Genomic DNA, 25,120 nt, shown 5'->3' on the forward strand with positions numbered 1-25,120 from the left:
GGGCCTGTTGATCGGGCGTCACGGCAGCCGCAAGCGCCGTAGCAGGACCGACGAAGCCGCTTGACGCGCCGAGCCGGGCCGCGCCATGAGCGGCCATGGCCGATACGCTTCAAAAGCTCGAAAACGTGATCAGGGAGCGCCGGGTCGCTGACCCGGCGTCTTCCTATGTCGCAAAGCTGACCGCGAAGGGGCGTCCCAAGATCGCCCAGAAGCTCGGCGAAGAAGCGGTCGAAACCGTGATCGCAGCGATGTCGGGCGATCGTACCGCGACAACCTCGGAAGCCGCGGACCTGATCTTCCACCTCGGCGTGCTGCTCGCCGATCTCGATCTCTCGTTCGACGACGTGCTGGCCGAGCTCGAACGACGCGAGGGTATGTCGGGCATCACTGAAAAAGCCGCTCGCCCAAAGGATTGACGCCATGCCGATCGACGCCACCCAGCCCTATGACAACCAGAATGTGTTCGCCAAAATCCTGCGCGGCGAGATTCCGAGCAAGGCGGTCTATGAAGACGACTACGCCTATGCCTTTCACGACATCAACCCGCAGGCGCCGACGCACATTCTGGTGATTCCCCGGGGCCAGTATGTCTCGTGGGACGATTTCTCGGCGCGCGCATCGGACACTGAAATCGCGGGATTCATCCGCGCAGTGGGACATGTCGCGCGTGAAAACGGGCTTGTTGCGCCCGGCTACAGGCTGCTCGCCAATGCCGGAATCAACGCGCATCAGGAGGTCCCGCACCTTCACGTCCATATTTTCGCGGGGCGGCCGCTTGGCCCCATGCTGGCAAGATAAACTGGCTCGCCGCGCAGATCGGCTATTGCGCGCACGAAAATTGCCTTTACGCTCTCGGCCTTCAAAATCCGCGGGCTGAACAGGGGCGGCCCGTTTTCGAGGGGACGTTTCTGCATGATATTCGGGCGCGTTAAGCCGCTAGATGCCATTCTTGCCACAGCCGAGAAAAAATCGCTTCACAGATCGCTCGGCGCCTTCCAGCTCACCATGCTCGGCGTCGGCGCCGTCATCGGCACGGGCATTTTTGTCCTGACCGCCGAGGCTGCGCAAAAGGCGGGCCCGGGCATGATGATCAGCTTCATCATCGCTGGTGTCGTCTGCGCGGTCGCAGCGCTCTGCTACGCCGAAATGGCGTCGATGGTTCCGGTTTCGGGATCGGCCTATACCTACAGCTACGCGGTGATGGGCGAATTGCTTGCCTGGATGGTCGGCTGGGCGCTGATCCTCGAATATGCGGTCGCGGCCGGCGCGGTTTCGGTCGGATGGTCGGGCTATATGATCGGGATCATCGAGAACGCATTTCACATAGATGTGCCCAGTGCGCTCGTGCTCGGGCCCTATGACGGCGGCATCATCAACCTGCCCGCGATGTTCATTGCAGGTCTGGTCACCTGGCTGCTCGTCATCGGCACCAAGGAGAGCGCCACGGTCAACGCGGTCCTCGTGCTGATCAAGATCACTGCGCTGACGCTCTTCGTCGTGCTCGCTCTGCCCGTCATGAAGATGGAGAATTTCGAGCCCTTCGCACCGCTCGGCATGGCCGGCATATCGGCGGCGGCGGCCTCGATCTTCTTCGCCTATGTCGGCTTCGACGCGGTCTCGACCGCAGCTGAGGAAACCAAGAACCCGCAGCGCAACATGCCGATCGGCCTGATCGGCTCGCTCGGCATCTGCACGATCTTCTACATCCTCGTCGCCGCGGGCGTAATCGGCAGCGTCGGCGCTCAACCCATCTCGGATGCTGCGGGCAACGCCTATGCCGCGGGCAGCCTCGAGCTCAGCAAGGCCTGCGCCGCGCTGGGCGACAATGCCGTGGTCTGCTCGAAGGAAGCACTGGCGTGGACGCTCAGGAACATCGGCTGGACCCAGATCGGCAACCTCGTCGGCCTCGCGGCCACGATCGCGCTGCCCTCAGTCATTCTCATGATGATGTTCGGCCAGACGCGCATCTTCTTCGTGATGAGCCGCGACGGCCTGCTGCCGCAGATGTTCTCCAAAATCCATCCGCGCTTCCACACGCCGCACGTGATCACGATCATCACGGGCGTGTTCGTGGCGCTCTTCGCGGCCTTCTTCCCGGTCGGCAAGCTGGCGGACATCTCCAACTCGGGCACGCTCTTTGCCTTCGCGATGGTTTCGATCGCAGTGATGGTGCTTCGCCGTACCGATGCCGGTCGCGCGCGTCCGTTCCGTACGCCAGCGGTCAACATCGTCGCCCCGATCTCAATCGCGGGATGCGTCTATCTGTTCTGGAGCCTGTCGGTTGATACCAAGCTGATGTTCGTCGGTTGGGCGGCTGTGGGCCTGGTGGTCTACTTCCTCTACAGCCGCTCGCGCAGCCATGTCGGCCGCGGGAGTGTCGAGGTCCACGAGACTGACGCCGATGCGCCGCCGCCGCCGGTGCCGCCGGTCCCCGAACTCTGAGGGGCGGAATTGGGACAAAAAAGGGGAGGCAACCGCCTCCCCCAGACTGCTGACAAACCCCTGGCGGGAGCCGGGGGTTTGTGATTCATTGGGCCATGTTGAGAAAGCCCGGCCCGACCCAGACCGCTCTTGAGATGGTGACGCTCGAGGAGCTGGTTCCGAAAGATCATCTGCTTCGCAAGATCGACGCAGTGATCGACTTTTCCTTCATCCACGGTGTGACCGCAGCGCTTTATTGTGCGGACAATGGTCGGCCACCGCTGGATCCGACCTTGATGTTCAAGGCGCTGTTCCTGGGTTATCTGTTCGGGGTGCGCTCGGAGCGTCAGCTGGTACGCGAAATCCAGGTCAACGTTGCGTATCGCTGGTTCCTCGGCCTGAAGCTGACCGATCCGGTCTTTGACGCCTCGACGCTGTCGCAGAACCGGCGGCGGCGATACGACGACACGACCGTGGCGCAAGAGATCTGCGACCGAATAGTCGAGCAGGCGATTGATCACGGGCTGGTGGACGGCAGGGTTCTCTACACCGACAGCACCCACCTCAAGGCCAACGCGAACAAAAACAAATACGACAAGGCGATCATAGCCAAGTCGCGCGCCGACTATTGGGAGGCGCTTGACGCTGCCGTGGAAGAGGATCGCACCGGGCGCGGCCACAAGCCGCTCAAGCCGCGCGATCGCACGCCGCCCGAGACCGAAACCAAAGTGTCGCGGACCGATCCGGAAAGTGGCTACATGGTACGCGACGGCAAGCCCAAGGGCTTCTTCTACCTTGATCACCGCACCGTTGACGGGTGCCTCGGCATCATCACCGATACCTACACGACCCCCGCCAACGTCCACGATTCGATCGTCTATCTGGGGCGTCTGGATCGCCAGCGCGTGCGCTTCGGCTTCGATGTCGCCGCCGTCGGCCTCGATGCAGGTTACGCCACCGCCGGCATCGCCAAGGGCCTCGAAGATCGCAAGATCCTCGGCGTCACCGGCTATCGCAATCCGACACCGCCCAAGCCAGGCATGATGAACACAAATCGCTTTGTATGGGAGCCCGAGAATGACGGCTACCGTTGTCCGGCAGGGCAGCTGCTCGCTTACGCCACCACCGATCGCACCGGCTATCGCCGTTATACATCCGATCCCGCGCGCTGTCGTGAATGCTCGCTATTGACCTCCTGCACGACCGCGCACAAACCGCAGCGCGTCATCACCCGGCATGTCTGGCAGGATGCCAGGGAGCGCACCGATGCCCTGCGGCTCACGCCCCAGGGCAAAGCGATCTACAAGCGACGCAAGGAAACCGTCGAACGCTCCTTTGCCGACGCCAAGCAACTCCATGGACATCGCTATGCCCGGTTCCGAGGACAGACGCGCGTCGCCTATCAGTGCCTTCTTGCCGCCGCAGCCCAGAACATGAAGAAGATTGCGCTGGCAATGACACGAAATCATGCGCTCAACCCCGCCTGAGCGGCGCTATCCCGGCAATATCACCACACGCCCACATCGTGCCCAGTCTCAAAGCACCAAAAGAAAAACCCCGTCTCAAAAACGACGGGGTTTGTCAGCAGTCTGGGGGAGGCAACCGCCTCCCCTTTTCTTTTGCTCGGTGTTTGCGCGGATCAACCGAGGCGGCTGGCCACCAGTGCCTTGAGATCCGCCTCGGACCGCGCGCCATAATGCGAAATGATCTCGGCGGCGCAGATCGCGCCCATGCGCAGGCTGTCCTCGACCGAGCGGCCCTGCGCCTGCCCCGTCAGGAAGCCCGCCGCGAAAAGGTCTCCCGCGCCGGTCGTGTCCACGACCCTGTCGATCGGCTCGGCCGGAACCGCAAAGCGCTCGCCGTCGCAGATCGCGATCGCGCCCTTTTCGCTGCGCGTCACCACCAGCACAGGCACCTGCGGCGCGACAACCGCGACCGCCGCCTCGAAATCGTCGAGTTCGGTGAGCGAGGTGATCTCGGCCTCATTGGCGAACAGGATGTCGACATCGCCCTGCGCGATCAGTTCGCGGAAGCTGTCGCGATGGCGCGAGATGCAAAAGGTGTCCGACAGCGTGAAGGCGACCTTGCGCCCCCTCTCGTGCGCGAGTTCGATCGCCGCGCGCATCGCCGCGCGCGGTTCCTCGGGATCCCAGAGATAGCCTTCCAGATAGAGAATCGCGCCGCTTTCGATCATCGTGCGGTCGAGCGCGGATTCGGGCAGGAATTGCGAGGCGCCGAGATAGGTGTTCATCGTGCGCTGGCCGTCGGGCGTCACGAAGATCAGGCAGCGCGCGGTGCTGGGCTCAGTTTCGTGGCGCGGCGCGGTGGTGAAGGCGACGCCCTGTGCGCGAATGTCGTGCGCAAAGACCGCGCCGAGCTGATCGTCGGCGACCTGGCCGATAAAGCCCGCCTTGCCCCCAAGTGCGGCGATCCCCGCAACGGTATTGGCGGCCGAGCCGCCGCTGATTTCACGACCTACGCCCATCTTGGCGTAGAGCGCCTCGGCCTCTTCGGTCGAAAAGAGCAACTGCATCGTGCCCTTGGCCATGCCTTCTTCGGCGATGAAGGCGTCATCGGCCTGAGCCAGAACGTCGACGATGGCATTGCCGATCGCGACGATGTCGTATTGCGGATCGCTCAAGAAACACTCCTGGCTGAAAAATGTCGGGAAGAATGCGCGCCGCCCTAATCGGAGCGGGGGGCCGACGCAACCGCGATTGACGCGTGTCGCGCGGCTCGGCCATGGTCGCGCGCATGATCCGCGCCTTCACGCTCTCGCTCGGCCAGCTTTTCGATCCCGCGATCCTGAAAGTGCTCGCCAAGGTGATCGCGCTCACCCTGGCGCTGTTCATCGGGCTGGGTATCGCCCTGTGGTGGGCGGCATACACGCTCGCCATCCACTACGGTTGGGCGGCCGAAGCGTCGGGTTGGGCGGCTGCGGCGGCAGTGATGGTCGCGCTGATCGCGGGCTGGCTTCTGTTCCGTGTCGTCGCGATCGCGGTGATGGGCATCTTCGCCGATGCCGTGGTCGAAGCGGTCGAGCGTCGATACTATCCCGGAGCGATGGCGAGCGCGAAGGCGCCCGGACTGGCGCGCTCGGTACATATGGGCCTTGCCTCCGCAGGCCGTGCGCTGCTGTTCAACCTGATCGCGCTGCCCGTCTATCTGGCGCTGCTCGTGACGGGTGTGGGGACGGTGGCGGTGTTCGCTGTGGTCAATGCGCTGCTGCTCGGACGCGATCTTGGCGAGATGGTAGCGGTGCGGCACCTGCCCGCTGCGGCGATCCGGGAATGGCTCGGGATGACGCGCGCCTCGCGCTTCCTGCTCGGACTTGTCGTGACCGGTCTGTTCGTGGTTCCTGTCGCCAACCTGTTCGCGCCGATCCTCGGCGCTGCTATGGCAACGCATCTGTTTCACGGGAGAAAATCATGAGGGTAGTCGGGTGGATCATCGCGGGCGCACTGGCGCTTGGCGGATGCGCGACGGTGCCCGAGCCCAAACCGGCCGCCCCTCCGCCCAAGCCCTTTGCAGGCACGCAGGGGCTCGAGCAGGTGATCGGCCAGAATGCGCGCACGCTGACCATGTTGTTCGGCCAGCCGGCGCTGGACGTGCGCGAGTTCAACGCACGCAAGCTTCAGTTCGCGGGCGGGTCGTGCGTGCTCGACGCCTATCTCTATGCGAAGAAAAAAGGGCAGGAACCCGTGGTGACCTATGTCGATGCGCGGCGTCCCGATGGCGCCGATGTCGACAGAGCGGCGTGCGTCGCCTCGCTCAGCCGGAAATAACCACAGCATCGACGTCATAGCTGAAGCGCTCGGGCGCGAGCCGCGCCGCGGCCCAGAGCGCAGCGTCGCGCACCGCCGGATCGGGATCGTCTATGAGAATGACGAGTCGTTCGAGCAGGGCGGGATCACCGCTGTTGCCCGCCGCGAGCGCAGCGTTGCGCACCATCCGGTCGCGCCCGATGCGCTTGATCGGTGACCCTGCAAAGATCTGGCGAAAAGCGGCGTCGTCGAGCGAAAGCAGATCGGCGAGCGCAGGCGCAACCAGTTCGGCGCGCGGCGCAAAGGCGAGATTGGCCGAAGCCGCGCGCGCAAACTTGTTCCACGGGCAGACAGCGAGGCAATCGTCGCAGCCATAGATGCGGTTGCCGAGCGCGGCGCGGAACTCGACCGGGATCGGCCCCTTGTGCTCGATGGTGAGGTAGGAAATGCAGCGCCGGGCATCGACACGATAGGGCGCGGGGAATGCGTCGGTCGGGCATGCCTGCTGGCACGCCGAGCACGAGCCACAGCGATCGCGCCCCGAAGTATCGGGCACGAGATCGAGCGTCGTGTAGATCGCCCCGAGAAAGAGCCAACTACCCTCGCTCTGGCTGACCAGATTGCTGTGCTTGCCCTGCCAGCCGATTCCCGCGGCCTCGGCGAGCGGCTTTTCCATGACGGGCGCGGTATCGACAAAGACCTTGAGCTCACCACCCGCCCGCTCGACGAGCCAGCGCGCAAGCTGCTTGAGCAGCTTCTTGACGATGTCGTGATAGTCCTGGCCCTGCGCATAGGCCGAGATCCTGCCGATATCCCCCTCGCCCTCGAGCCGCAGCGGATCGGCCGCGGGCGCGTAGCTCATACCGAGCATGATGACCGAGCGAACCTCGGGCCAGAGCCCTTTTGGGGTGCCACGCTGTTCCGCCCGGCCCTCCATCCAGAGCATGTCGCCATGGCATCCCTCGGCAAGCCAGGCCGCGAGCCGCGCGGCGGTCTTCGGCGCGGCATCGGCACGCGCCATCCCGCACGCGGCGAAGCCGAGCCGCACCGCTTCTGCCTTTATCGCTGACTCAAGCGTTTCCATTGGTCGCCTTGCTGACGGGCACAAGCCCTCTTCGCGCCTGCGCGGCTTCGCGTGAACCCCAAATATGCCGCGCGGCGAAAGGGAATCGAAAACTGTCCCGTCGCAAACATTCGATTGAAGGCTGAAGCGTGGCGCTTTACCACATCATCAGTTGCGTGGGGGAGTTGATGTCGGATGAATCCGCGGTCCGCGCGACGGACCTCAGCAAATATTTCGGCGATCGCCTTGTCGTGGACGGCGTCAATCTCGAAGTCGCCAGAGGCATGATCTATGGCGTGCTTGGCCCCAATGGCGCGGGCAAGACCACCACGCTGCGCACATTGCTCGGCATTCTTGAACCCGATCGCGGTAGCCGCGCGATTTTCGGCAACCCCAATCCGCGCGCCGAGGGGGACCGGATCGGCTATCTCCCCGAGGAACGCGGCCTTTATCCGCAGATGAAGGCGCGCGAGGCAATCGCCTTCATGGGCGCACTGCGCGGGCTTGAATGGAAGACGGGGCGTGCGCGCGCCGCAGAGATGCTCGAGGCCGCCGGGCTCGGCCATGCGGTCGATGCAAGGATCCGCAAGCTCTCCAAGGGGATGGCGCAGCTCGTGCAGTTGCTCGGATCGATCGTCCACCAGCCCGACCTGATCGTGCTCGACGAGCCATTTTCAGGGCTCGATCCCGTCAACCAGGAACGGCTCGAGGCGCTCATCCAGGCCGAGCGCGCGCGTGGCGCGACCATATTGTTCTCGACGCACGTCATGGCCCATGCCGAACGGCTCTGCGACCGGCTTGCGATCATCGCCGGCGGGAAGCGGCGCTTCGAGGGCACGGTCGACGATGCGCGCAGTACATTGCCGATGCACGCGCGCTATACGCCGCGCAGCAATGGCGCCGAACTGGCCGCGCTGCTCCCTGCAGGGGCCGAGAAGCTGGGAGCCGCCTGGCGCTTCACACTCCCCTCTGAAGGGATCGAGCCGCTGCTGGAAACACTGATCGCGCGGGGCCATGGCATAGCCGGGCTGTCGATCGAGCGGCCCGGACTGCACGACGCCTTCGTCAAGATTGTCGGCGACGCGGCGGGGGAGACAAGATGATGAGGCGGCTGATCCGGCAGACCGCGGTGATCGCGCGTCGCGACTTCATCGCCACGGTCGCTACCCCCACCTTCTTCCTGTTCCTGCTGGCCCCCTTCCTGATGCTGGGGCTTGGGCTGATCGGCGGGCTTGGTGCGGTGCAGGTGTCGCGCACGCCTGAAATCGAGCGTGAGATCGTTGCAATCGTGCGCGCCGGGGATGGTGCGCGCCTGATCGCGACCGACCACGCGCTGCGCGCGATCTACCGGCCCGGCGAGGCCCCTCCGCCGCTGCGCATCCGTGCACCCGCGTCCGATCCGGCCGCACAATCACGCGCGCTGTTCGATCGCGATGGTCTGCTTACCGCCGCGGTGCTCTACGGCCCGCTCGATCGCCCGACGATCCTGAACGGGCCGGGTGGCGACCGCACCGCCGCCTATCTCGCCGAGCTTGCCGAACGCGTGCTTCGCGATGCGCGTGGCGACATAGCGCCTGGCCAGGATCTGAGCAGGGCCGTCATTGCGCCCGTCAAGACTGCGCCGCCACCGACAGCCGCACGCCAGGGAATCGGCTTCGCTGCGATCTTCTCGATCTTCCTCCTGACGCTGCTGCTCGCGGGCCAGGCGGTGGGCATGATGGCCGAGGAGAAGGGCAACAAGGTGATCGAGATTCTCGCCGCGGCGGTGCCGCTCGAGGCGGTGTTTCTTGGCAAGCTCATCGGCCTGTTCGGCGTCGCACTGCTGTTCGTCGCCTTCTGGGGCACGCTGATGCTGCTGGGGATAAGCCAGCTGCCTGCGGACGCAACCGCGCTTTCCGGCATGAAGCCCGCGATCGGGATGCCCGCATTCCTGCTGCTTTGCGCAGCCTATTTCACCATGGCTTACCTGCTGCTGGGCGCGGTATTCCTCGGCATTGGCGCGCAGGCCGGAACGGTGCGCGAGATCCAGATGCTCTCGCTGCCCGTCACCATCCTGCAGGTGGCAATGTTCGGGCTTTCTTCGGCCGCGGCTTCCAATCCGGGCAGCACGCTCGCGCTGGCCGCGGAGATTTTCCCCTTCTCCTCGCCCTATGCGATGGCGGCGCATGGCGCGACCGATCCGAGGCTGTGGCCACATATGCTGGCGCTCGGCTGGCAGCTCGGCTGGGTCGCGCTCGTCATTACTATCGCCGCGCGGATGTTCCGGCGCGGCGTGCTGAAGTCGGGATCGGGGCCAATGTTCGGACGAACGAAGCCACGGCCTGATCCGGTCCGAACCTGAGCGAACGGTTGCAAAAGTTGCATTCGCAGTGGCCGAAAAATAATCCGCCGCGAACATTGTAACCGATCGGTACGCCCCCTAGATCGCGATCACCCGGTTCCGGGGAGAATGTTAGAAAACAAGGAAATATCATGTTGCGTAAGATGATTCTTGCGGCGTCCGCGCTCGCCTTCGCCACGTCAGCCCATGCCGGCACCGAGACTGGCCCCTATGTCGGTGTCGCGGTGACCGTGGATGCGCCCAATGCAGATGTCGACGGGCTCGACAGCATCGGTTCGACGGGTGTCGGCGCTTCTGCCTATGCCGGCTACAATGTCGCGCTGGGCAACGGTTTCTTCGTGGCGCCCGAGGCGAATATCGACCTCAACACCGCCGAGGCTAAGCTGACCGACGGCACCGACTCGTTCAGGCTCAAGTCGCGCTGGGGCTGGGGTGTCGGCGCGCGCGCGGGCTATGACATTTCCGACAGCACCGCGGCCTATGTCCGCGCGGGCTATGCGCGCAACCAGATCAAGACCGTCGAGAACGACGTCGCGGACAAGTCCTGGGGCGATGGCGTTCGCGTCGGCGGCGGTCTCGAGACGCAGATCGCACCCCACGCCAAGCTCCGCGCCGAATATAATTACTATAATTACGAGAAGGGCGTGAGCAACACGCAGGGTCTGCTCGGCATCAGCTACGCCTTCTGATCATAGCTCTTTGCGGCCCGCTCCCCTCCCCCACCCGCGGGTCGCAAACGCTGGGAGCCGGGACATTCGTCCCGGCTCCCTTTTTGATCTGCGCGGCGCACCGCCCGGTCGATTCGATCGAGCGTCGTTGACAGCCCTGTTAATAGTGGCATTCTGCAACTGAAAAGGCGCCGGCACAGGCGCATTCAGGAGAGACGCAGTCATGGCCACCCTTGCCCGCGACGCCGCAGCACCTGCGACCGCCGACCCGCTCGATGTCAGTCGCGCTGAACTCTATCGCAACCATCAATGGCAGGAGCCTTTCCGCAGGCTGCGTGCCGAGGCCCCCGTCTATCGCTGCGAGAACAGCGCCTTCGGCGCCTATTGGTCGGTGTCGACCTACAAGCCGATCGTGCATGTCGAGTCGCTGCCCGAGCTTTACTCCTCATCCTGGGAATATGGCGGGATCACCATCGCCGACCGTCCCGAGACCGTCGATTTCGTGATGCCGATGTTCATCGCGATGGATCGGCCGCAGCATACCGCGCAACGCCGCACCGTCGCCCCCGCCTTCACGCCGAGCGAGATGGTGCGGCTGACCGAGTCGATCCGTCAGCGCACCGCCGAAGTCCTGGATTCGCTGCCGTGGAACACGACCTTCGACTGGGTCGATACAGTCTCGATCGAACTGACGACGCAGATGCTCGCGATCCTTTTCGGCTTCCCATGGGAAGATCGCCGCAAGCTGACTTACTGGTCCGACTGGGCGGGCAATATCGAGTTGGTGCATAATGAGGAGACGCGCAAGCAGCGGCTCGAAGTCCTGTTCGAGATGGCAGCCTATTTTTCGCGCCTGTGGGAAGAGCGGACCAAGGCGGAACCGGGGCCCGACCTGATCTCGATGATGATCCATTCGGATGCGATGAGCCACATGGACCAGCACGAGTTCATGGGGAATCTCATCCTGCTGATCGTCGGCGGCAACGACACGACGCGCAACACCATGACGGGCATGGTCTGGGGGCTTTCGCAATTTCCCGACGAGCGTGCCAGGCTCGAGGCCGATCCGTCGCTGATCCCCAATGCGGTGTCGGAGATCATCCGCTGGCAGACGCCGCTCTCGCACATGCGCCGCACCGCGACCGAAGATACCGAGCTGGAGGGACACAAGATCGCCAAGGGCGACAAGCTCGTGCTCTGGTACATCTCGGGCAACCGCGATGAAAGCGTCTTCCCCGAGGCTGACAAGCTGATCATCGATCGCGAGAATGCCCGGCGGCATCTGGCCTTCGGCTATGGCATCCATCGCTGCGTGGGCGCGCGGCTGGCGGAACTTCAGATCACGATTCTGCTCGAGGAAATGGCGAAGCGCCGGATGCGCGTCGAGCCGGTCGCCGATCCCGAACGGGTGGCGGCCTGTTTCGTCAACGGCTACAAGCAGCTGCCCGTGCAGATCACGCGCTACTGATCGGCGGACATCCGAATTGCGCCGTCGGTCGCAGAGGGGCGGAAAAGGATTGGCACCGCCGATGATGAACCGCCGTACATTGATGAGTTCCATGCCGCTTCTCGGCCTCGCCGGCGCGCTCCATGCCTGCCGTGCCCCCGCCGCCGCGCCCGGGCGCTACGAAGTCAGCTATTCCGACGCCGAGTGGCAAAGGCGATTGACCCCGCAACAGTTCGCGGTGCTGCGCAAGGCGGCAACCGAGCGGGCGGGGTCGAGTCCGCTCGACAAGGAAAAGCGCGCAGGAACATTTGTCTGCGCGGGCTGCGGCTTGCCGCTCTATTCTTCAAAAGCCAAGTTCGACAGCGGCACGGGCTGGCCGAGCTTCTGGCAGCCGCTGCCCCGGGCGGTCGGAACGAGCACCGACTGGAAGATCGGCGTGCCACGTACCGAGGTGCACTGCCGGCGCTGCGGAGGCCATCTGGGGCATGTGTTCGACGACGGGCCACGTCCCACGGGCAAGCGCTATTGCATGAACGGTGCGGCGATGAAGTTCGTGCCCGCCGCCACGGGCTGACGCCTGTTCAGGCCACGAACGCCACCTTGGCCGCGTCGCCCAATGCCTTCATCACCAGCCGGTAGGGGCCGGGGCCGTGGCTGACGCGCGCGACGCCCAGTTCGCCGAGCCGCTTCGCTTCGGGAACCCCCGGAAAGGCCATGATGTTGACCGGAAGCGCGACCGCCTCGCACAGCCGCGCGATCAGCGCCTCATCCATCAATCCCGGCGCGAAGAAGCCGCTGGCGCCGCCATCGGCATAGGCCCTGGCCCGTTCGATCGCCGAATCGAGCATCGCGGCGTCGTGCGTCTCGGGGCTCGCCTTCAGGAAGATGTCCGTGCGCGCGTTGATGAAGAAATCCGCGCCTGCGCGCCCGCGGATCGCCGCGATCCGCGCGGCCTGATCAACCGCCGGATGAAGCCCCTCGCCGCCGACAACCTGATCCTCGAAATTGATGCCGACGCCGCCCGCCGAGACCACCCACGCGACATTGTCCGCGACATCGCCGGGCGCGACCGCATAACCGCCCTCGAAATCGAGCGTCACGGGCAGCTCGACCGCCGCCGTGATCCGCCTGAAGTTCGCGATCGCGTCGTTCATCGACAGCGCCTCGCCATCGCCAAGGCCATAGGCTGCAGCGACCGACCAGCTTCCCGTGCCGAGCGCCTTTGCCCCCGCCTCTGCGACCGCCTTTGCCGAGCCCGCATCCCAGACGTTGAACAGGATGAGCGGATTGCCCTTCTCGTGCAGCGTGGCAAAGGCGCGCGCTTTCTCGCGCTGACGGTCGTCCATCGTGGCTCTCCTTGTATTGCGCGGCCGGACTAGCGCGTGGCGGCGCGGGATACGTCCTGATTCTTGTCTTCAACAAGCCTGAGATCGCCGCGCCCGAGATTGAGCCGCTGGATCTCCGCGAGATAGCTGCGCGGCTTCTTCATCAGCTTTTCCGGGAAGGTGACGGTAAGGCCGATCGCCTGCGCTGCTTCTCCCGTAAAATGGACGCAGTTGGCGCGGTTCATATTGTAGCTGTTGCCCGGCGCATTGCCCCATTTGTCCACCACCGCCAGCACCGCGCGATATTGCGCATCGGAGAGCGTGATCGAGAAATGCGGCTTGGAATGCGCGAGATAGCCCGGCTTGACCACGTCGATCCGGCCAGGGACCGAGCCGAAGAGCATCGCCGGACTGATCGTCTTCGCGGTGAAGCCGTAATTGGTATCGACCACCTCGCCGGTCTCGATCGTGGTGCCCTGCAAGGTGAAGAAGGCATGCGGGAAATGATCGTCGAGATCGTGCGAATAGAAGGTCATCACAACCTGCGCGGAGGCCGGCGATGCCAGGCCAAAGAGCAGGGCGAGGATTGGGGTGAGGAGAAGCCTGTACACGCTCTGCCTGTTGTCTTTACGAAATCCGACGGGATTATTAGCGCGGCGCGATCGTGGCGTCGAGCCAGAGCGCGGCATCCGCCGCACCTTGCTGCGCCGAATCGTTGCGATCGACGCGATAATTGGCCTCGCGCATCCGCTTGACCGGGATCGTGCCCACCAGCGGCTTGAGTACTTCGCGAAGCTCGGCGTCGCGCGCGACGCGTCGGCTGGCGAGCAGCAGCGCATCGTAGCCGGGTATTGCGCCCCGGGGATCGCCAAGCACGGTGAGGCCGAGCGCAGCGATGCGGCCGTCCGAGGAGAAGGCCGAAATCGCGTCGACCTGCCCGCTTTCGAGGGCACGGTACATGAAGGTCGGGCTATAGGCGCGCGTCGCCGTGAACCGCAGCGGATAGGCCTGGCGGACCATCGCCCATTCGGGCCGCTCGAGAAATTCCAGGTCGCTGCCGAGCGTCATCCCCGGCGAAGCGCGCGCGAGGTCGTCGATCGTCCGCAGACCGAGGCGCCGCGCGTCCTGTCCGCGCACCGCAAAGGCATAGGCGTTTTCGAAGCCGAGCGGACCGATGACATCAACCCCGTTCTCCGCCTTTGCCCATCGCGTGATCGCGGCGAGCATCGTCGCCCGGGCGGGTACGTCGGTGCGACGCATCTCGTTGGTCCACAGCGTCCCCGCATAATCGACATAGACGTCGATATCGCCCGCTGCGAGCGCGCGGAAGATCACCGCCGAGCCAAGCCCCTCGCGATAGCGCACCGCATAACCCGCAGCTTCCAGCCGCCGCCCGATCAGCCGCGCGAGGATGTACTGCTCCGAAAAATTCTTTGCCCCGATCGTCACCACCGGCCGCGAGGGAGCGGGCATCAGTGCAGGCAAGGCCGCAGCAAGCACGCCTGCGAGCAGTATTCCGAGCGCAACGAGCCCCACCATGCGGCGACGCTCGCGGACCGCGCGTTCGACCAGCCCCAGCACCGCATCGACAGTGAGCGCCAGCACCGCCGCTGCGACACAGCCCACGAGCACGAGCACCCAGTTCTGCGTCTGAAGCCCCGCGAAGATCAGATCGCCAAGGCTTGGCTGGCCGACCGTTGTCGACAGCGTGGCGGCACCGATCGTCCACACCGCGGCGGTACGGATCCCCGCCATCGCCACGGGCGCGGCGAGCGGCGCCTCGACCAGCCTCAGCTTTTGCGCGCGCGTCATGCCGACGGCATCGGCGGCCTCCAGCACCGCGGAATCGATGCCGAGCAGGCCTGTTACCCCGTTCCTCAGCATCGGCAGCAGCGCGTAGAGCGCAAGCGCCAGCAAGGAGGGCAGAAATCCGAGCGCCGGTATGCCCCCGCCGACAAGCGCCGAGAGCATCAGCAGCAGTGGATAGAAGAGTGCGAGAAGTGCGAGCGCCGGAATCGTCTGGACGAGGCTCGCAAGGCCAAGCACGGCGCGCGCGAGCACCGGTCGCCGTGCCGCGGCGATGCCCAGCGGCAGGCTGACCGCAAGCGCAAGCGCAAGCGCGGCGGCAGCCAGCAGGACATGCGCGCCCAGCAGGTCGGGCAGCCGGGCGAGCGCCGATCGGAGCTGCTCGCTCACCCGCGCGCCTCGCCCAATTGCCGCAGTCTTTCGGCCTGCGCGCGCGGGATTGCGACGAGCGCGTCGGCGACGGGGCCCGCACGCCCCGCCAGAAGATCGTGCGGGCTGGCATCGGCGACGATTGCGCCCGCCTCCATCACGAGCACGCGATCGGCGAGCAGCAGCGCCTCGGCCATGTCGTGAGTGACCATGATCGTCGTCAGTCCCAGCCGATCGTGCAGCGCGCGCACACGCCGGCCGAGTTCGTCGCGCGTCACCGGATCGAGCGCGCCGAAGGGTTCGTCCATCAGCAGCAGTTGCGGGGCGAGCGCCAGCGCCCTGGCGACACCGACACGCTGGCGCTGACCGCCCGAGAGCGCGTCGGGCATGCGCACCGCATAGTGGCGTGGGAGATCGACAAGATCGAGCAGTTCCTCGACCCGCCCCTGCGCGCGCCTTCCCTCCAGCCTGAGCCCGATCGCGACATTCTCGGCCACGCTCATATGCGGGAACAGGCCGATATTCTGGAAAACATAGCCGATACCGCGTCGCAGCCGATGCGGCGGCGTGGCCCCGACAGGCACACCATCGATCAGCACGGCGCCGTCATCGGGTTCGACCAGCCGGTTGACCATCTTGAGCAGGGTCGACTTGCCGGATCCCGACGCACCCACCAGCGCGACGAAACCGCCGCGCACGATGTCGCGCGTCACCGAAGTTACCGCAGGCGGTGCGTTGCCATAGGATCTGGAGACCGCGTCGAAGCGGACCGCTACATCGCCGGTGCCGGTCGGGCTGGTCATCGCGTCCCTTATAGGGCCACGCACCGGCCCTTAGTCAAACCGCGCTATCCGTTTACGGAATCGGCGCGTATCGTTGTATCGCAAGACAAAAAGCGGGGAGGGGCGGCAATGGCAGCGAGGGCGATCTTCATCACCGGCGGCGGATCGGGAATCGGGCGCGCAACCGCGCAGCATTTCGCGGCCAAAGGCTGGTTTGTCGGACTGGGCGACGTCAACGAGGCGGGCATGGCCGAGACCGCGGCGACGCTGCCCGCGGGCCAGTCAAGCATCCACCGCATGGACGTGCGCGATCGCGCGGAGTGGAAGGCGGCGCTCGACGGCTTCGTCGCTGCGAGCGGCGGGCGGCTCGATGTGCTGTTCAACAATGCGGGGATCGCGCGCGGAGGCGAGTTCGCGGTCATGGAGCCCGCCGACAGCGATCTTCTGGTCGAGATCAACCTGAAGGGCGTGATCAACGGCGCGCATGTCGCGCTGCCCTATCTGAGCGCGACGCCCGGTTCATGCATGCTCAACACCTGCTCGGCTGCCGGCCTCTATGGCGGCCCCGGGCTTGCGGTCTATGCCGCAAGCAAATTCGGCGTGCGCGGACTGACCGAGGCGCTCGAGATCGAATGGCGACCGCTCGGCATCAAGGTCCGCTCGATCATGCCGAGTTTCATCGACACCCCGCTGCTCAACGTCGTGACCGCGGGCTCCAACGCAACGGCGCGCGACAATGTGCGCGACGCCGGGCTCGAGTTCACGCCGGTCGAGGACGTGGCACAGTCAGCGTGGGATGCAGTGCATGGCGACAGAGTGCATGTCGTCGTCGGCAAGACCGCGAAGTCGATGGCGTTCGCTGCGCGCTGGATGCCCGGCACGCTCAGAAAGAAGCTCAGCGCGCGGCTCGGCGGCGAGGCCTGAGCTTTATTCGAGCAACGCCTCGATCGCCTCGGCCATCTCGACGTCACGCTCGGAAAGCCCGCCCGCATCATGCGTGGTGAGCAATATCTCCACGCGGTTGTAGACATTGGACCATTCGGGATGGTGATCGGCCTTTTCCGCGAGCAGCGCGACGCGCGTCATGAAGGCGAAGGCTTCGGAGAAATCCACAAAAGTGAAGATGCGCGTGATCGCATCGCGCGATTCGTCATGATCCCATTCGGGCAAGCCATCCAGCGCATCGGCACGCTCCGCATCACTCAGTTGATCGACCATCTTTGCTGTTCTCCTGTCGCTGGCGTTGCGCCTGCTTCATGGGCTATGTCGCAGCGATGACAGGCAAAGGTCAATCGCAGAGCTACGCGCCGGGCATTGCGGACATGGAGGCACTCGCGCGCGACGCGATGGCGCGGTTGCCCGACCCGTTTCGCGACTTCCTTTCGGGCGTGCTCCTGATCGTCGAGGAATTCGCCGAAGACGCGGTGCTCGCCGAAATGGGGATAGAGGATCCGTTCGAGCTGACCGGCCTTTATACCGGCCGGCCGGTGGGCGAGCCCGCGGCGACGGGCGACATGCCCGCGACCATCCATCTCTATCGCCGTCCGCTGCTCGAGGAATGGATCGAGACGGGCGTTTCGCTCGAATCGCTGGTCACGCACGTGATCGTCCACGAGGTCGGCCATCATTTCGGGCTGTCCGACGACGACATGCACGCGCTGGAAGACGCCGCCGAGTGACCAGGCCCGCACTGGCGTTCGAAAAGGTCGTCTGCCTGCGCGGCGGCCGGCTGCTGTTCGAAGGAATGAGCTTTGCGCTTGGATCCGGGGACGCTGCGCTCGTCATCGGGCCCAACGGCGTGGGCAAATCAAGCCTGTTGCGCCTCGCCGCGGGCCTGCTCGCACCCGCTGCGGGGGATATACGGCGTGAGGGGCGTCTGAGCCTCGCCGACGAGAATGCCGCGCTCGACCGACACCTGACGCTCTCGCACGCGCTGGCCTTCTGGGCGCGGCTCGATGGTAGCGCGCCGGGCGACGTCGAGAAGGGGCTGACGGCGATGGACCTGATGCATCTGGGCCAGGTGCCGGTGCGGATGCTCTCCACGGGCCAGCGCAAGCGCGCCACGCTCGCGCGCGTAATGGCGAGCAAAGCACCGATCTGGCTGCTCGACGAACCCGCCAACGGGCTTGATACGGCGTCACTCGAAAGGCTGGAGGCGGCAATGGCGGCGCATCGCATGGGCGGCGGGATCGTGCTCGCCGCCTCGCACCAGCCGCTTGGGCTTGCAGATGCCCGCATGATCGCGCTGGCGGCGTCATGAGCGCGTTCCTGCACCTCGTTCGGCGCGACATTGCGCTGGGGTATCGCGCAGGTGGTGCGTTGCTGCCCATCGCCTTCTTCCTGCTCGTGGCCACGCTCTTCCCCTTCGCCGTCGGGCCCGATGCGAAGCTGCTCGCCCGCACGGGCGGCGGCGTGCTGTGGGTCGCGGCGCTGCTCGCCGCGCTCCTGCCCGTCGACCGGCTGGTCGGCCCCGATCGCGATTCGGGCATCCTCGACCAGATCGCGCTGAGGGGTTTGAGCGACGAACTCGTGATGCTCGCAAAGATTGTCGCGCACTGGCTGAGCTTCGGACCGCCGCTGATTCTAGCCGCGCTCCCGGCGGCGGCGCTGCTGCGGCTCGACGGCACGACGCTGGCACGCCTCGAGGCCGGGCTCGCGATCGGGACACCGGGCCTTGCCGCACTGGGGCTGATGGTGAGCGCGATCACTGCTGGACTTCGCGGTTCCGGCGCACTTGCCGGCCTCCTGATGCTGCCGCTTGCGATACCCGTGCTGATCTTCGGCGCCGGATCGCTCGCCGATGGTTCAGGCAGCGGGCTGAAGCTGCTTGCGGCGGCGAGTCTGTTGCTCGTAGCGATTGCACCATTCGCCGCAGGCGCGGCGATCAGGGCCGGGCGCGAATAGCGGTCCCCTTCCGTTCCCGTTGCGCAAGGGTCCCCCTTGAGGCACGCTGCGTGAAAATCAGCATTCGAGGAGAACGCGCCATGACCGGAAGCTGGATGTGCATCGGAACGGCGCTGCTGATTGCGGCGGCAATGGCATTCATTGCCTTTTCACTGGCTCAGGTCGGCGAAGGACTCGGCGTGATGTTCGTCGTCCTCGCCTCGGGCTGCTGGGTCGCCTACAGCGCCGCGCGACAGCGACGCCGCGAACGCGATGGGGCGATGGGGGTCAGCGGCTCCAGCGCGCAAAAATTGCGGTAGGCAGCAACAGGCCACGCGCTTCCTCGCGCACAGCGAGTTCACCCGCCTCTACCGTACCCGGCAGGTCACCCATCGCCTGGCGCATCAGCTCGCCGATCGCGAGTGCCGACATGCGCACCGCATAGACAGTCAGGAAGCAGAAGCGGCTGTTCTCGTCGAGCAACTGGCGGCAGTCGGAGATCAGGCCGGGCAGCCCCTCCTCCAGCTTCCAAATCTCTCCCTCGGGCCCGCGGCCATATTTGGGCGGGTCGAGCAATATGCCGTCATAGCGCCGTCCGCGCCGCACCTCGCGCGCGGTGAACTTGGCGGCATCGTCGATGATCCAGCGCACGGGCTTTTCGGCGAGTCCCGACAGCACTGCGTTCTGCCGCGCCGCCTCGACCGACTTCTTCGAGGCATCGACATGCACCATCGAGGCGCCCTTTGCCGCCATCGCCAGCGTGCCGACGCCGGTATAGCCGAACAGGTTCATCACCGAGGGCGCGGTCATGCCGTCGACGCGCTCGCGCATCCAGTTCCACACGGGCGCCATGTCGGGAAAGAAGCCGAGATGGCGAAACGGCGTGCAATTGGCGGAGAAGCGAACGTCGTCCCAGCCAAGCGGCCAGCCCTCACGCGGCACGGGCCGATAATATTCCCAGCGCCCGCCGCCCTCTTCGTCCGAACCCGGCACGAATTCGGCATCGGCGTCCCAGTCGTCGGAGGCCGGTGCCCACATCGCCTGCGGCTCGGGCCGGATGAAGCGAAATCGGCCATAGCGCTCGAGCTTGCGCCCATGTCCCGAATCGACGAGCCCGTAATCGGGCCAGGGCTCGCCGATAAGGGTTTGAAGCTGGGGATCAACAATCACGCTTTTCCGCTCATCCTGAGGAGCCGTTGAGCTTGCCGAAACGGCGTCTCGAAGGATCGGGCTCGGTGCGTCCTTCGATACGGGCCTTCGCCCCCGCTCAGTCCCTACTCAGGATGAGCGGATTAGGGAATGGTCATGCCCGCGGCGTGGCGCGCTCGGCGATATAGCCGGTCACGTCGGCAAAGGTCGCGGGAAGCACGTCATAGCGCTCCTCGCGCTCGAACAGATTGGCGATGCGCGAGGGAAGTGGGGGGCGGACACCCGTCGCGCGCTCGACCGCGTCGCGGAACTTCGCCGGATGCGCGGTGGCGAGCGTGACCACGGGTGTTTCGATGACGTCGCTCGCGCGCGCGGCGGCGAGGCCAACCGCGCTGTGCGGATCGATGATCTGCCCCGCACGATCATGCGCCCAGCGCATCGCATGCCCCATCGCCTCGGCGTCGATCCGTGCGCTGGAAAACAGCCGAGCCGCGCCCTCGCGCTGCGCGTTGGTGAGCTGGAGCGCGCGAGTGGCGTCGAAGTTGCGCATTGCTTCGGCCATGGCCACACCGTCGCGACCGCCGAGATCGAACAGCAGCCGCTCGAAATTCGAGCTGACCTGAATGTCCATCGAGGGCGTCGCGGTGGGGACGACCTGCCCCGCCGAATAGTCGCCCGAGGACAGTGCGCGATGGAGGATGTCGTTGACATTGGTCGCGACGATCAGCCGCTCGATCGGCAGACCCATGCGTTCGGCGACATAACCCGCGAACACATCGCCGAAATTGCCCGTCGGCACCGCGAAGGCGACTTTACGGTCGGGCGCGCCGAGGCGGGCGGCGGCGTAGAAATAATAGACGATCTGCGCCATTAGCCGCGCCCAGTTGATCGAGTTGACCGCCGAAAGCTGGAAGCGCCCCGCGAAGTCGGCATCGGCGAACATCGCCTTCACCATCGCCTGCGCGTCGTCGAAGCTGCCCTTGATCGCGATATTGTGGACATTGGGCGCGAGCACCGTCGTCATCTGCCGACGCTGGACGTCGGAGACGCGGCCCTCGGGGTGGAGCATGAAGATGTCGACCTTGGCGCGACCCGCAACCGCGTCGATCGCCGCCGAGCCGGTGTCGCCCGACGTCGCACCGACGATCGTGATGTGCGTGTCGCGCTGCGACAGGAAGCGCTCGAAGAGCAGGCCCAGCAGCTGGAGCGCGACATCCTTGAACGCGAGCGTCGGGCCGTGGAAGAGCTCGAGCAGCCAGTGTTGATGATCGAGCTGGACGAGCGGCGTCACCGCATCATGGTCGAAGCGGCCATAGGCCTGCGTGCAGAGGTGGCGCAGCGCCTCCTCGTCGAGCGCGTCGCCCACAAAGGGCTTCATGACGCGCACAGCGGTCTCGACATAGGACAGCCCCGCGAGCGCCGCGATCTCGTCGCGCGCGAAGACAGGCCACGCTTCTGGCAGGTAGAGGCCGCCATCGGCGGCCAGCCCGGTCAGCGTGACATTCTCGAAATCGAGCGCCGGTGCGCTCCCCCTGGTGCTGATATAGCGCATGATGGCGGGGGATTAGCCGCGCGGCCGCGCGCGCGCAACCAAGCTTATCTTTGCGCGTCGGCGCCCGGTGCTTGTTTCCGGCGGCGAAGCGCCAGCGCATAGATGACGCCCGCGACCGCCGCGAAGAAGAACCACTGCACCGCATAGGCGAGGTGGTTGTTTGGGATGTCGTCCATTGCCGGGGGCTGGCTCGGCTCCAGCCCCGGCGCCGGTGTCTGCGAGATGAGGCGGATGATGTGCCGCGTGTCGGGTGCGACGATGCCCGTCACCTCGCCACCCGTCCATGCGGGATTCGCCGCGTCGCGCGACCAGCCCATGTCGACCTGCATGCCCGGCCCTTCCGCGCCACCCGTGCGGCACGCGGCGATATGCGCCCAGCCAGCCTCACCCTTCGCATTGCGGCCCGCACTTGCGCTCCAGCCGGTCACCTCGGTGCAGAAGCCCGTGGCGCGGCGAAACAGCGGCGCGTCGTGCTTCACCGGCACCGCTGGCCATGCGATCGGGGGTTTGGTCGCGGCGGCGGCATATTCCGCGAGCAGCGCGTTCTTTTCATCCATGCGCCGCAACTGCCAGATTCCGAGCCCGATCATCACGAGCATCGCACCGGCGACGAAGATGGTGGGGATGAGCGGCCAGCGCTTCACGGGACCAGTCGCCCCTCGCGCGCGCGGTTCCTGTATTCAAGCTGGAGCAGCGCGGCCTTGGCGATGCGCAGCAGGCCGATAACGAGCGCCGCGGTCAGCGGCACCCAGAGCAGAATGTGGACCCAGAAGGGCGGCTCGAAAGCGAGCTGGACGGTGACCGCGCCGATCGTGACAAGCGCCCCCACGATGAGGATGAGGAAGGCCGCAGGACCATCACCCACGTTGAACTGGCCATAGTCGAGGCCACAGGCACCGCATCGGGGCGCGAAACGGATCATGCCGTCAAACAGCGTCCTCGCGCCGCAGCGCGGGCAAAGACCCCCGAGCGCGACCTGCGCGGTCCCGGGGGCCCTATCGCTCATGTTATCAGCCGTGAACCGGCGCGCCCCAGCCGCCCCAGACATAGATCGAGACGAAGAGGAACAGCCACACGACGTCGACGAAGTGCCAGTACCAGACCGCCGCTTCGAAGCCGAAATGCTGCTTGGGCGTGAAGTGGCCCTTATAGGCGCGGACGAGGCAGACGATCAGGAAGATCGTACCGATGAGCACGTGGAACCCATGGAAGCCCGTCGCCATGAAGAAGGCCGCGCCATAGTTCAGCCCGGCAAAGGGGAACGGGGCGTGCATGTATTCATAGACCTGCACGCAGGTGAACAGCACGCCGAGCGCGATCGTCAGCCACAGGCCGAGCTTCAGCCCCTCGCGGTTGCCGTGGATCAGCGAGTGGTGCGCCCAGGTGCAGGTCGTGCCCGAGCAGAGCAGGATCAGCGTGTTGAGCAGCGGCAGCTCGAAAGCGTTGAGCACTTCCATGCCCTTGGGGGGCCATTGCATCAGCGTGGCGGCGATCGCGGGATCGGTCACGCGCTCGACAACGCCGTCGACCACCTGGAGCGGCGCGGGGAAGAGCGAGAAATCGAACCAGGCCCAGAACCAGCCGACGAAGAACATCACCTCGGAGGCGATGAACAGGATCATGCCGTAGCGCAGGTGGAGCTGCACGACGGGCGTGTGATCGCCCGCATGCGCCTCGTTGATGACGTCGGCCCACCACGAATACATGGTGAAGAGAACGCCGAGCAGACCAAGACCGAAGATCAGGCTGCCATACATCGCCTCGTGCATCCACATGATGCCACCGCCCGCCATGACGAGCGCCGACATGCTGCCGAAGAACGGCCAGATGCTCGGCGGCAGGATATGATATTCGTGATTCTTGGCTCCAGCCATTTCCCTGTCCCTTGACGTCGTTAGCGTGTCCCTAGCTTCAATCCCGGAAATCTCAACCCTTATCGGGCTTCACGGGATGGAAGGTGTAGGACAATGTGATTTCCTTGATGTCATTCGCATCGGGGTCGTCGAGGATCTTGGGATCAACGAAGAAGATCACGGGCATGCGAACCTCTTGCCCCGGCTCGAGCGTCTGTTCGGTGAAGCAGAAGCATTCGATCTTGCTGAAATATTTGCCCGCCTGCATCGGGCTGACATTGTAGCTCGCAATGCCCTTGATCGGCTTGTCCGACAGGTTCTTGGCAACATAGAATGCCATGTCCTGCGCGCCGAGCGTCACGGTCTCCTTGTGGCGTTCGGGCCGGAACTCCCAGGGCAGCCCGGGCTCACGATTCGCGTCGAAGCGAATCGACATCGTCTTGCCCGCAACCGCGCCCGGCGCGGCATCGGCGCGCATCGTCGTGCCGCCAAATCCCGTCACGCGGCAGAACATGTCGTAGAGCGGGACCGCCGCATAGCCGAGACACACCATGCCCACGACGACCATGGCCATCGAAATGGCGGTGCGACGCTTGCCGCGCTCGGCCGCATCATGGTCGATCGCGGGCGCGGTCATCCCGCAATCGCCATCTTGGCGATCGAGATCGCGTAGAAGAGAATGACGAGACCGCCGAGGATCAGCGCCATGACCAGCGCGCGCGAGCGCTGACGCGCACGGATCTGTTCGAGTTCTTCGGGGGTCATGCGGCCAACACCAGCTTGTCGGCGACGAGCGCGCCGAACAGGAGGAAAAGATAAAGGATCGAGAAGCCGAACAGCCGCTTTTCGGGACGCATCGCATCGCCCTCGCCCGAGGTGCGGAACGCGATCTGCGCGGCCATGACGAGGAAGATCGCGGTCAGCACCACCGCGGACACGCCGTAGATGGCACCCGACAGCCCGAGCGCCCAGGGCGCAACCGCCGCCGCGGCCATGGGCAGGCTGTAGATCAGGATCTGGTGCCGCGTCGTGCGCTCGCCCGACACGACGGGGAGCATCGGAATGCCCGCAGCCGCATAATCGGTCTTCACGAACAGCGCGAGCGCCCAGAAATGCGGGGGAGTCCACAGAAAGACGAGCGCAAAGAGCAGCAGCGGCAGCGTCGCGACATCCCCTGTCACCGCCGCCCAGCCGATCAGCGGCGGAAAGGCGCCCGCAGCGCCCCCGATGACGATGTTCTGCGGCGTACGCGGCTTGAGCCAGACCGTGTAGACGATGACGTAGAACAGGATCGACGCGGCCAGGATCGCGGCCGCGAGCCAGTTGGTCGCGATCCCCATCAGGATCACCGAGAAGAAGGACAGGCCGACGCCGAAATGGAGCGCCGACTGACGATCCATGCGCCCTGCGGGAAGCGGGCGGTTGGCCGTCCGCTTCATCTTGGCGTCGACATCTGCCTCATACCACTGGTTCAGCGCGCCCGCCGCGCCCGCGCCAAGCGCGATGCACAGGATCGCGGTGAAACCGAGGACGGGGTGGATGTGCTGCGGCGCGACGAGCAAGCCGCACAGTCCGGTGAAGACGACAAGCGACATCACGCGCGGTTTGGTGAGCGCGAGGAAATCCCGCCAGTCAGCGGTCGTCGGGGTCGCGTGCGTATCCAGGGCCTTGCTAGCCATCACGTTTCAAAACCATTT

Annotated in this window: 31 protein-coding genes; 16 read left to right on the forward strand and 15 right to left on the reverse strand. The window is 65.4% G+C overall.

What is annotated here, in order from left to right; translation table 11 throughout:
• Positions 1-95 precede the first annotated feature (95 nt).
• The 4 genes from MKI88_RS16570 (at position 96) to MKI88_RS16585 (ending at position 3,908) form a co-directional block, all read left to right on the forward strand.
• Positions 96-416, forward strand: a complete 321-nt coding sequence (locus MKI88_RS16570; RefSeq protein ID WP_241632600.1) for a phosphoribosyl-ATP diphosphatase — start codon at positions 96-98, stop codon at positions 414-416.
• Between the two features lie 4 nt (positions 417-420).
• Positions 421-798 (forward strand): histidine triad nucleotide-binding protein, encoded by a 378-nt coding sequence (locus MKI88_RS16575; RefSeq protein ID WP_241632602.1) that lies wholly within the window; start codon positions 421-423, stop codon positions 796-798.
• Between the two features lie 114 nt (positions 799-912).
• Positions 913-2,442, forward strand: a complete 1,530-nt coding sequence (locus tag MKI88_RS16580; protein ID WP_241632603.1) for an amino acid permease — start codon at positions 913-915, stop codon at positions 2,440-2,442.
• A 95-nt stretch (positions 2,443-2,537) separates the two neighbouring features.
• Positions 2,538-3,908, forward strand: a complete 1,371-nt coding sequence (locus MKI88_RS16585; RefSeq protein ID WP_241632606.1) for an IS1182 family transposase — start codon at positions 2,538-2,540, stop codon at positions 3,906-3,908.
• Positions 3,909-4,060: 152 nt separating this feature from the next.
• On the opposite strand, the gene MKI88_RS16590 is transcribed toward MKI88_RS16585, so the two are convergent.
• Positions 4,061-5,062, reverse strand: a complete 1,002-nt coding sequence (locus MKI88_RS16590; RefSeq protein WP_241632608.1) for an adenosine kinase — start codon at positions 5,060-5,062, stop codon at positions 4,061-4,063.
• A gap of 83 nt (positions 5,063-5,145) precedes the next feature.
• Between MKI88_RS16590 and MKI88_RS16595 the strand changes: the two genes are divergently transcribed.
• On the forward strand, positions 5,146-5,853 hold the full coding sequence (locus MKI88_RS16595) for an EI24 domain-containing protein (protein WP_348636270.1): 708 nt from the start codon (positions 5,146-5,148) through the stop codon (positions 5,851-5,853).
• Entirely contained in the window at positions 5,850-6,206 is a 357-nt protein-coding gene (locus tag MKI88_RS16600; RefSeq protein ID WP_241632610.1) for a hypothetical protein, read from the forward strand. The genes MKI88_RS16595 and MKI88_RS16600 overlap by 4 nt, the downstream gene beginning before the upstream one ends.
• Here the strand turns inward: MKI88_RS16600 and queG are convergent.
• The gene (gene queG / locus MKI88_RS16605) at positions 6,193-7,269 is read right to left on the reverse strand and encodes a tRNA epoxyqueuosine(34) reductase QueG (protein WP_241632611.1); all 1,077 of its coding nucleotides are present in this window, start codon (positions 7,267-7,269) and stop codon (positions 6,193-6,195) included. The genes MKI88_RS16600 and queG overlap by 14 nt on opposite strands.
• A gap of 167 nt (positions 7,270-7,436) precedes the next feature.
• Here queG and MKI88_RS16610 point away from each other — a divergent pair, with 167 nt between their 5' ends.
• The 5 genes from MKI88_RS16610 to msrB all read left to right on the forward strand — a co-directional run bounded on the left by MKI88_RS16610 (position 7,437) and on the right by msrB (position 12,278).
• Positions 7,437-8,351 (forward strand): ABC transporter ATP-binding protein, encoded by a 915-nt coding sequence (locus MKI88_RS16610; RefSeq protein WP_241632613.1) that lies wholly within the window; start codon positions 7,437-7,439, stop codon positions 8,349-8,351.
• Positions 8,348-9,589, forward strand: coding sequence for an ABC transporter permease (locus MKI88_RS16615; RefSeq protein ID WP_241632615.1), 1,242 nt, complete (start codon positions 8,348-8,350; stop codon positions 9,587-9,589). The genes MKI88_RS16610 and MKI88_RS16615 overlap by 4 nt, the downstream gene beginning before the upstream one ends.
• A 131-nt stretch (positions 9,590-9,720) precedes the next feature.
• Positions 9,721-10,278 carry an outer membrane protein gene (locus MKI88_RS16620; protein WP_241632616.1) on the forward strand — a complete coding sequence of 186 codons (558 nt, stop codon included), beginning with the start codon at positions 9,721-9,723 and terminating at the stop codon, positions 10,276-10,278.
• Positions 10,279-10,480: 202 nt separating this feature from the next.
• A complete protein-coding gene (locus MKI88_RS16625; protein ID WP_241632618.1) occupies positions 10,481-11,725 on the forward strand; it encodes a cytochrome P450 in 1,245 nt (414 codons plus the stop codon).
• A gap of 61 nt (positions 11,726-11,786) precedes the next feature.
• A complete protein-coding gene (gene msrB / locus MKI88_RS16630; protein WP_241632620.1) occupies positions 11,787-12,278 on the forward strand; it encodes a peptide-methionine (R)-S-oxide reductase MsrB in 492 nt (163 codons plus the stop codon).
• A 7-nt stretch (positions 12,279-12,285) separates the two neighbouring features.
• Here the strand turns inward: msrB and MKI88_RS16635 are convergent, their stop codons facing one another.
• The 4 genes from MKI88_RS16635 to MKI88_RS16650 are packed head-to-tail and all read right to left on the reverse strand — an operon-like array spanning position 12,286 to position 16,007.
• Complete coding sequence (locus MKI88_RS16635; RefSeq protein WP_241632622.1) at positions 12,286-13,050, reverse strand: isocitrate lyase/phosphoenolpyruvate mutase family protein; 765 nt, start codon at positions 13,048-13,050, stop codon at positions 12,286-12,288.
• 29 nt (positions 13,051-13,079) lie between these two features.
• Positions 13,080-13,640 (reverse strand): hypothetical protein, encoded by a 561-nt coding sequence (locus MKI88_RS16640; RefSeq protein WP_241632624.1) that lies wholly within the window; start codon positions 13,638-13,640, stop codon positions 13,080-13,082.
• A 37-nt stretch (positions 13,641-13,677) separates the two neighbouring features.
• A complete protein-coding gene (locus MKI88_RS16645; RefSeq protein WP_241632626.1) occupies positions 13,678-15,225 on the reverse strand; it encodes an ABC transporter permease/substrate-binding protein in 1,548 nt (515 codons plus the stop codon).
• The gene (locus MKI88_RS16650) at positions 15,222-16,007 is read right to left on the reverse strand and encodes an ATP-binding cassette domain-containing protein (protein WP_241632627.1); all 786 of its coding nucleotides are present in this window, start codon (positions 16,005-16,007) and stop codon (positions 15,222-15,224) included. The genes MKI88_RS16645 and MKI88_RS16650 overlap by 4 nt, the downstream gene beginning before the upstream one ends.
• A 108-nt stretch (positions 16,008-16,115) precedes the next feature.
• Between MKI88_RS16650 and MKI88_RS16655 the strand changes: the two genes are divergently transcribed.
• Complete coding sequence (locus MKI88_RS16655; protein WP_241632629.1) at positions 16,116-16,910, forward strand: SDR family oxidoreductase; 795 nt, start codon at positions 16,116-16,118, stop codon at positions 16,908-16,910.
• 3 nt (positions 16,911-16,913) lie between these two features.
• Here MKI88_RS16655 and MKI88_RS16660 read toward each other — a convergent pair whose 3' ends face one another.
• Positions 16,914-17,204 (reverse strand): 4a-hydroxytetrahydrobiopterin dehydratase, encoded by a 291-nt coding sequence (locus MKI88_RS16660; protein ID WP_241632631.1) that lies wholly within the window; start codon positions 17,202-17,204, stop codon positions 16,914-16,916.
• Between the two features lie 56 nt (positions 17,205-17,260).
• On the opposite strand from MKI88_RS16660, the gene MKI88_RS16665 reads away from it, so the two are divergent.
• The 4 genes from MKI88_RS16665 to MKI88_RS16680 all read left to right on the forward strand — a co-directional run bounded on the left by MKI88_RS16665 (position 17,261) and on the right by MKI88_RS16680 (position 19,189).
• The gene (locus MKI88_RS16665; protein WP_241632632.1) at positions 17,261-17,665 is read left to right on the forward strand and encodes a metallopeptidase family protein; all 405 of its coding nucleotides are present in this window, start codon (positions 17,261-17,263) and stop codon (positions 17,663-17,665) included.
• On the forward strand, positions 17,662-18,246 hold the full coding sequence (gene ccmA, locus MKI88_RS16670) for a heme ABC exporter ATP-binding protein CcmA (protein ID WP_241632635.1): 585 nt from the start codon (positions 17,662-17,664) through the stop codon (positions 18,244-18,246). The genes MKI88_RS16665 and ccmA overlap by 4 nt, the downstream gene beginning before the upstream one ends.
• Positions 18,243-18,890, forward strand: a complete 648-nt coding sequence (ccmB, locus tag MKI88_RS16675; RefSeq protein WP_241632638.1) for a heme exporter protein CcmB — start codon at positions 18,243-18,245, stop codon at positions 18,888-18,890. The genes ccmA and ccmB overlap by 4 nt, the downstream gene beginning before the upstream one ends.
• 80 nt (positions 18,891-18,970) lie before the next feature.
• Positions 18,971-19,189 (forward strand): hypothetical protein, encoded by a 219-nt coding sequence (locus MKI88_RS16680; RefSeq protein WP_241632640.1) that lies wholly within the window; start codon positions 18,971-18,973, stop codon positions 19,187-19,189.
• Here MKI88_RS16680 and MKI88_RS16685 read toward each other — a convergent pair.
• From MKI88_RS16685 to MKI88_RS16715, 8 genes are all read right to left on the reverse strand, one after another.
• Positions 19,158-20,036: a class I SAM-dependent methyltransferase gene (locus MKI88_RS16685; protein ID WP_407073375.1), complete on the reverse strand. Its 879-nt coding sequence runs from the start codon at positions 20,034-20,036 to the stop codon at positions 19,158-19,160. The two genes, MKI88_RS16680 and MKI88_RS16685, sit on opposite strands and share 32 nt — an antisense overlap.
• Before the next feature lie 136 nt (positions 20,037-20,172).
• A complete protein-coding gene (gene thrC / locus MKI88_RS16690; protein ID WP_241632643.1) occupies positions 20,173-21,570 on the reverse strand; it encodes a threonine synthase in 1,398 nt (465 codons plus the stop codon).
• Between the two features lie 44 nt (positions 21,571-21,614).
• The gene (locus tag MKI88_RS16695) at positions 21,615-22,214 is read right to left on the reverse strand and encodes an SURF1 family protein (protein ID WP_241632644.1); all 600 of its coding nucleotides are present in this window, start codon (positions 22,212-22,214) and stop codon (positions 21,615-21,617) included.
• On the reverse strand, positions 22,211-22,576 hold the full coding sequence (locus tag MKI88_RS16700) for a DUF983 domain-containing protein (protein WP_241632646.1): 366 nt from the start codon (positions 22,574-22,576) through the stop codon (positions 22,211-22,213). Before MKI88_RS16700 ends, MKI88_RS16695 begins: the two co-directional genes overlap by 4 nt.
• Before the next feature lie 4 nt (positions 22,577-22,580).
• On the reverse strand, positions 22,581-23,444 hold the full coding sequence (locus tag MKI88_RS16705) for a cytochrome c oxidase subunit 3 (protein WP_241632648.1): 864 nt from the start codon (positions 23,442-23,444) through the stop codon (positions 22,581-22,583).
• Positions 23,445-23,496: 52 nt separating this feature from the next.
• Positions 23,497-24,060: a cytochrome c oxidase assembly protein gene (locus MKI88_RS16710; protein WP_241632650.1), complete on the reverse strand. Its 564-nt coding sequence runs from the start codon at positions 24,058-24,060 to the stop codon at positions 23,497-23,499.
• On the reverse strand, positions 24,057-24,188 hold the full coding sequence (locus tag MKI88_RS21430) for a hypothetical protein (protein ID WP_274378939.1): 132 nt from the start codon (positions 24,186-24,188) through the stop codon (positions 24,057-24,059). The genes MKI88_RS16710 and MKI88_RS21430 overlap by 4 nt, the downstream gene beginning before the upstream one ends.
• Entirely contained in the window at positions 24,185-25,102 is a 918-nt protein-coding gene (locus MKI88_RS16715; protein WP_241632651.1) for a heme o synthase, read from the reverse strand. Before MKI88_RS16715 ends, MKI88_RS21430 begins: the two co-directional genes overlap by 4 nt.
• Between the last annotated feature and the right edge of the window lie 18 nt (positions 25,103-25,120).

This window comes from Sphingomonas sp. LaA6.9, from assembly GCF_022601895.1.
Taxonomy (GTDB): domain Bacteria; phylum Pseudomonadota; class Alphaproteobacteria; order Sphingomonadales; family Sphingomonadaceae; genus Sphingobium_A.

Coding starts and splice junctions, on each gene's coding strand:
- MKI88_RS16610 (WP_241632613.1), top strand. CDS start 7,437: ATGTCGGATGAATCCGCGGTCCGCGCGACGGACCTCAGCAAATATTTC.
- MKI88_RS16700 (WP_241632646.1), bottom strand. CDS start 22,576: ATGAGCGATAGGGCCCCCGGGACCGCGCAGGTCGCGCTCGGGGGTCTT.
- MKI88_RS16585 (WP_241632606.1), top strand. CDS start 2,538: ATGTTGAGAAAGCCCGGCCCGACCCAGACCGCTCTTGAGATGGTGACG.
- queG (WP_241632611.1), bottom strand. CDS start 7,269: ATGGAAACGCTTGAGTCAGCGATAAAGGCAGAAGCGGTGCGGCTCGGC.
- MKI88_RS16600 (WP_241632610.1), top strand. CDS start 5,850: ATGAGGGTAGTCGGGTGGATCATCGCGGGCGCACTGGCGCTTGGCGGA.
- MKI88_RS16625 (WP_241632618.1), top strand. CDS start 10,481: ATGGCCACCCTTGCCCGCGACGCCGCAGCACCTGCGACCGCCGACCCG.
- msrB (WP_241632620.1), top strand. CDS start 11,787: ATGATGAACCGCCGTACATTGATGAGTTCCATGCCGCTTCTCGGCCTC.
- ccmB (WP_241632638.1), top strand. CDS start 18,243: ATGAGCGCGTTCCTGCACCTCGTTCGGCGCGACATTGCGCTGGGGTAT.
- MKI88_RS16705 (WP_241632648.1), bottom strand. CDS start 23,444: ATGGCTGGAGCCAAGAATCACGAATATCATATCCTGCCGCCGAGCATC.
- MKI88_RS16620 (WP_241632616.1), top strand. CDS start 9,721: ATGTTGCGTAAGATGATTCTTGCGGCGTCCGCGCTCGCCTTCGCCACG.
- thrC (WP_241632643.1), bottom strand. CDS start 21,570: ATGCGCTATATCAGCACCAGGGGGAGCGCACCGGCGCTCGATTTCGAG.
- MKI88_RS16660 (WP_241632631.1), bottom strand. CDS start 17,204: ATGGTCGATCAACTGAGTGATGCGGAGCGTGCCGATGCGCTGGATGGC.
- MKI88_RS16680 (WP_241632640.1), top strand. CDS start 18,971: ATGACCGGAAGCTGGATGTGCATCGGAACGGCGCTGCTGATTGCGGCG.
- MKI88_RS16715 (WP_241632651.1), bottom strand. CDS start 25,102: ATGGCTAGCAAGGCCCTGGATACGCACGCGACCCCGACGACCGCTGAC.
- MKI88_RS16710 (WP_241632650.1), bottom strand. CDS start 24,060: ATGACCGCGCCCGCGATCGACCATGATGCGGCCGAGCGCGGCAAGCGT.
- MKI88_RS16635 (WP_241632622.1), bottom strand. CDS start 13,050: ATGGACGACCGTCAGCGCGAGAAAGCGCGCGCCTTTGCCACGCTGCAC.
- MKI88_RS16570 (WP_241632600.1), top strand. CDS start 96: ATGGCCGATACGCTTCAAAAGCTCGAAAACGTGATCAGGGAGCGCCGG.
- MKI88_RS16650 (WP_241632627.1), bottom strand. CDS start 16,007: ATGACCAGCCCGACCGGCACCGGCGATGTAGCGGTCCGCTTCGACGCG.
- MKI88_RS16575 (WP_241632602.1), top strand. CDS start 421: ATGCCGATCGACGCCACCCAGCCCTATGACAACCAGAATGTGTTCGCC.
- MKI88_RS21430 (WP_274378939.1), bottom strand. CDS start 24,188: ATGACCCCCGAAGAACTCGAACAGATCCGTGCGCGTCAGCGCTCGCGC.
- MKI88_RS16665 (WP_241632632.1), top strand. CDS start 17,261: ATGACAGGCAAAGGTCAATCGCAGAGCTACGCGCCGGGCATTGCGGAC.
- MKI88_RS16615 (WP_241632615.1), top strand. CDS start 8,348: ATGATGAGGCGGCTGATCCGGCAGACCGCGGTGATCGCGCGTCGCGAC.
- MKI88_RS16655 (WP_241632629.1), top strand. CDS start 16,116: ATGGCAGCGAGGGCGATCTTCATCACCGGCGGCGGATCGGGAATCGGG.
- MKI88_RS16580 (WP_241632603.1), top strand. CDS start 913: ATGATATTCGGGCGCGTTAAGCCGCTAGATGCCATTCTTGCCACAGCC.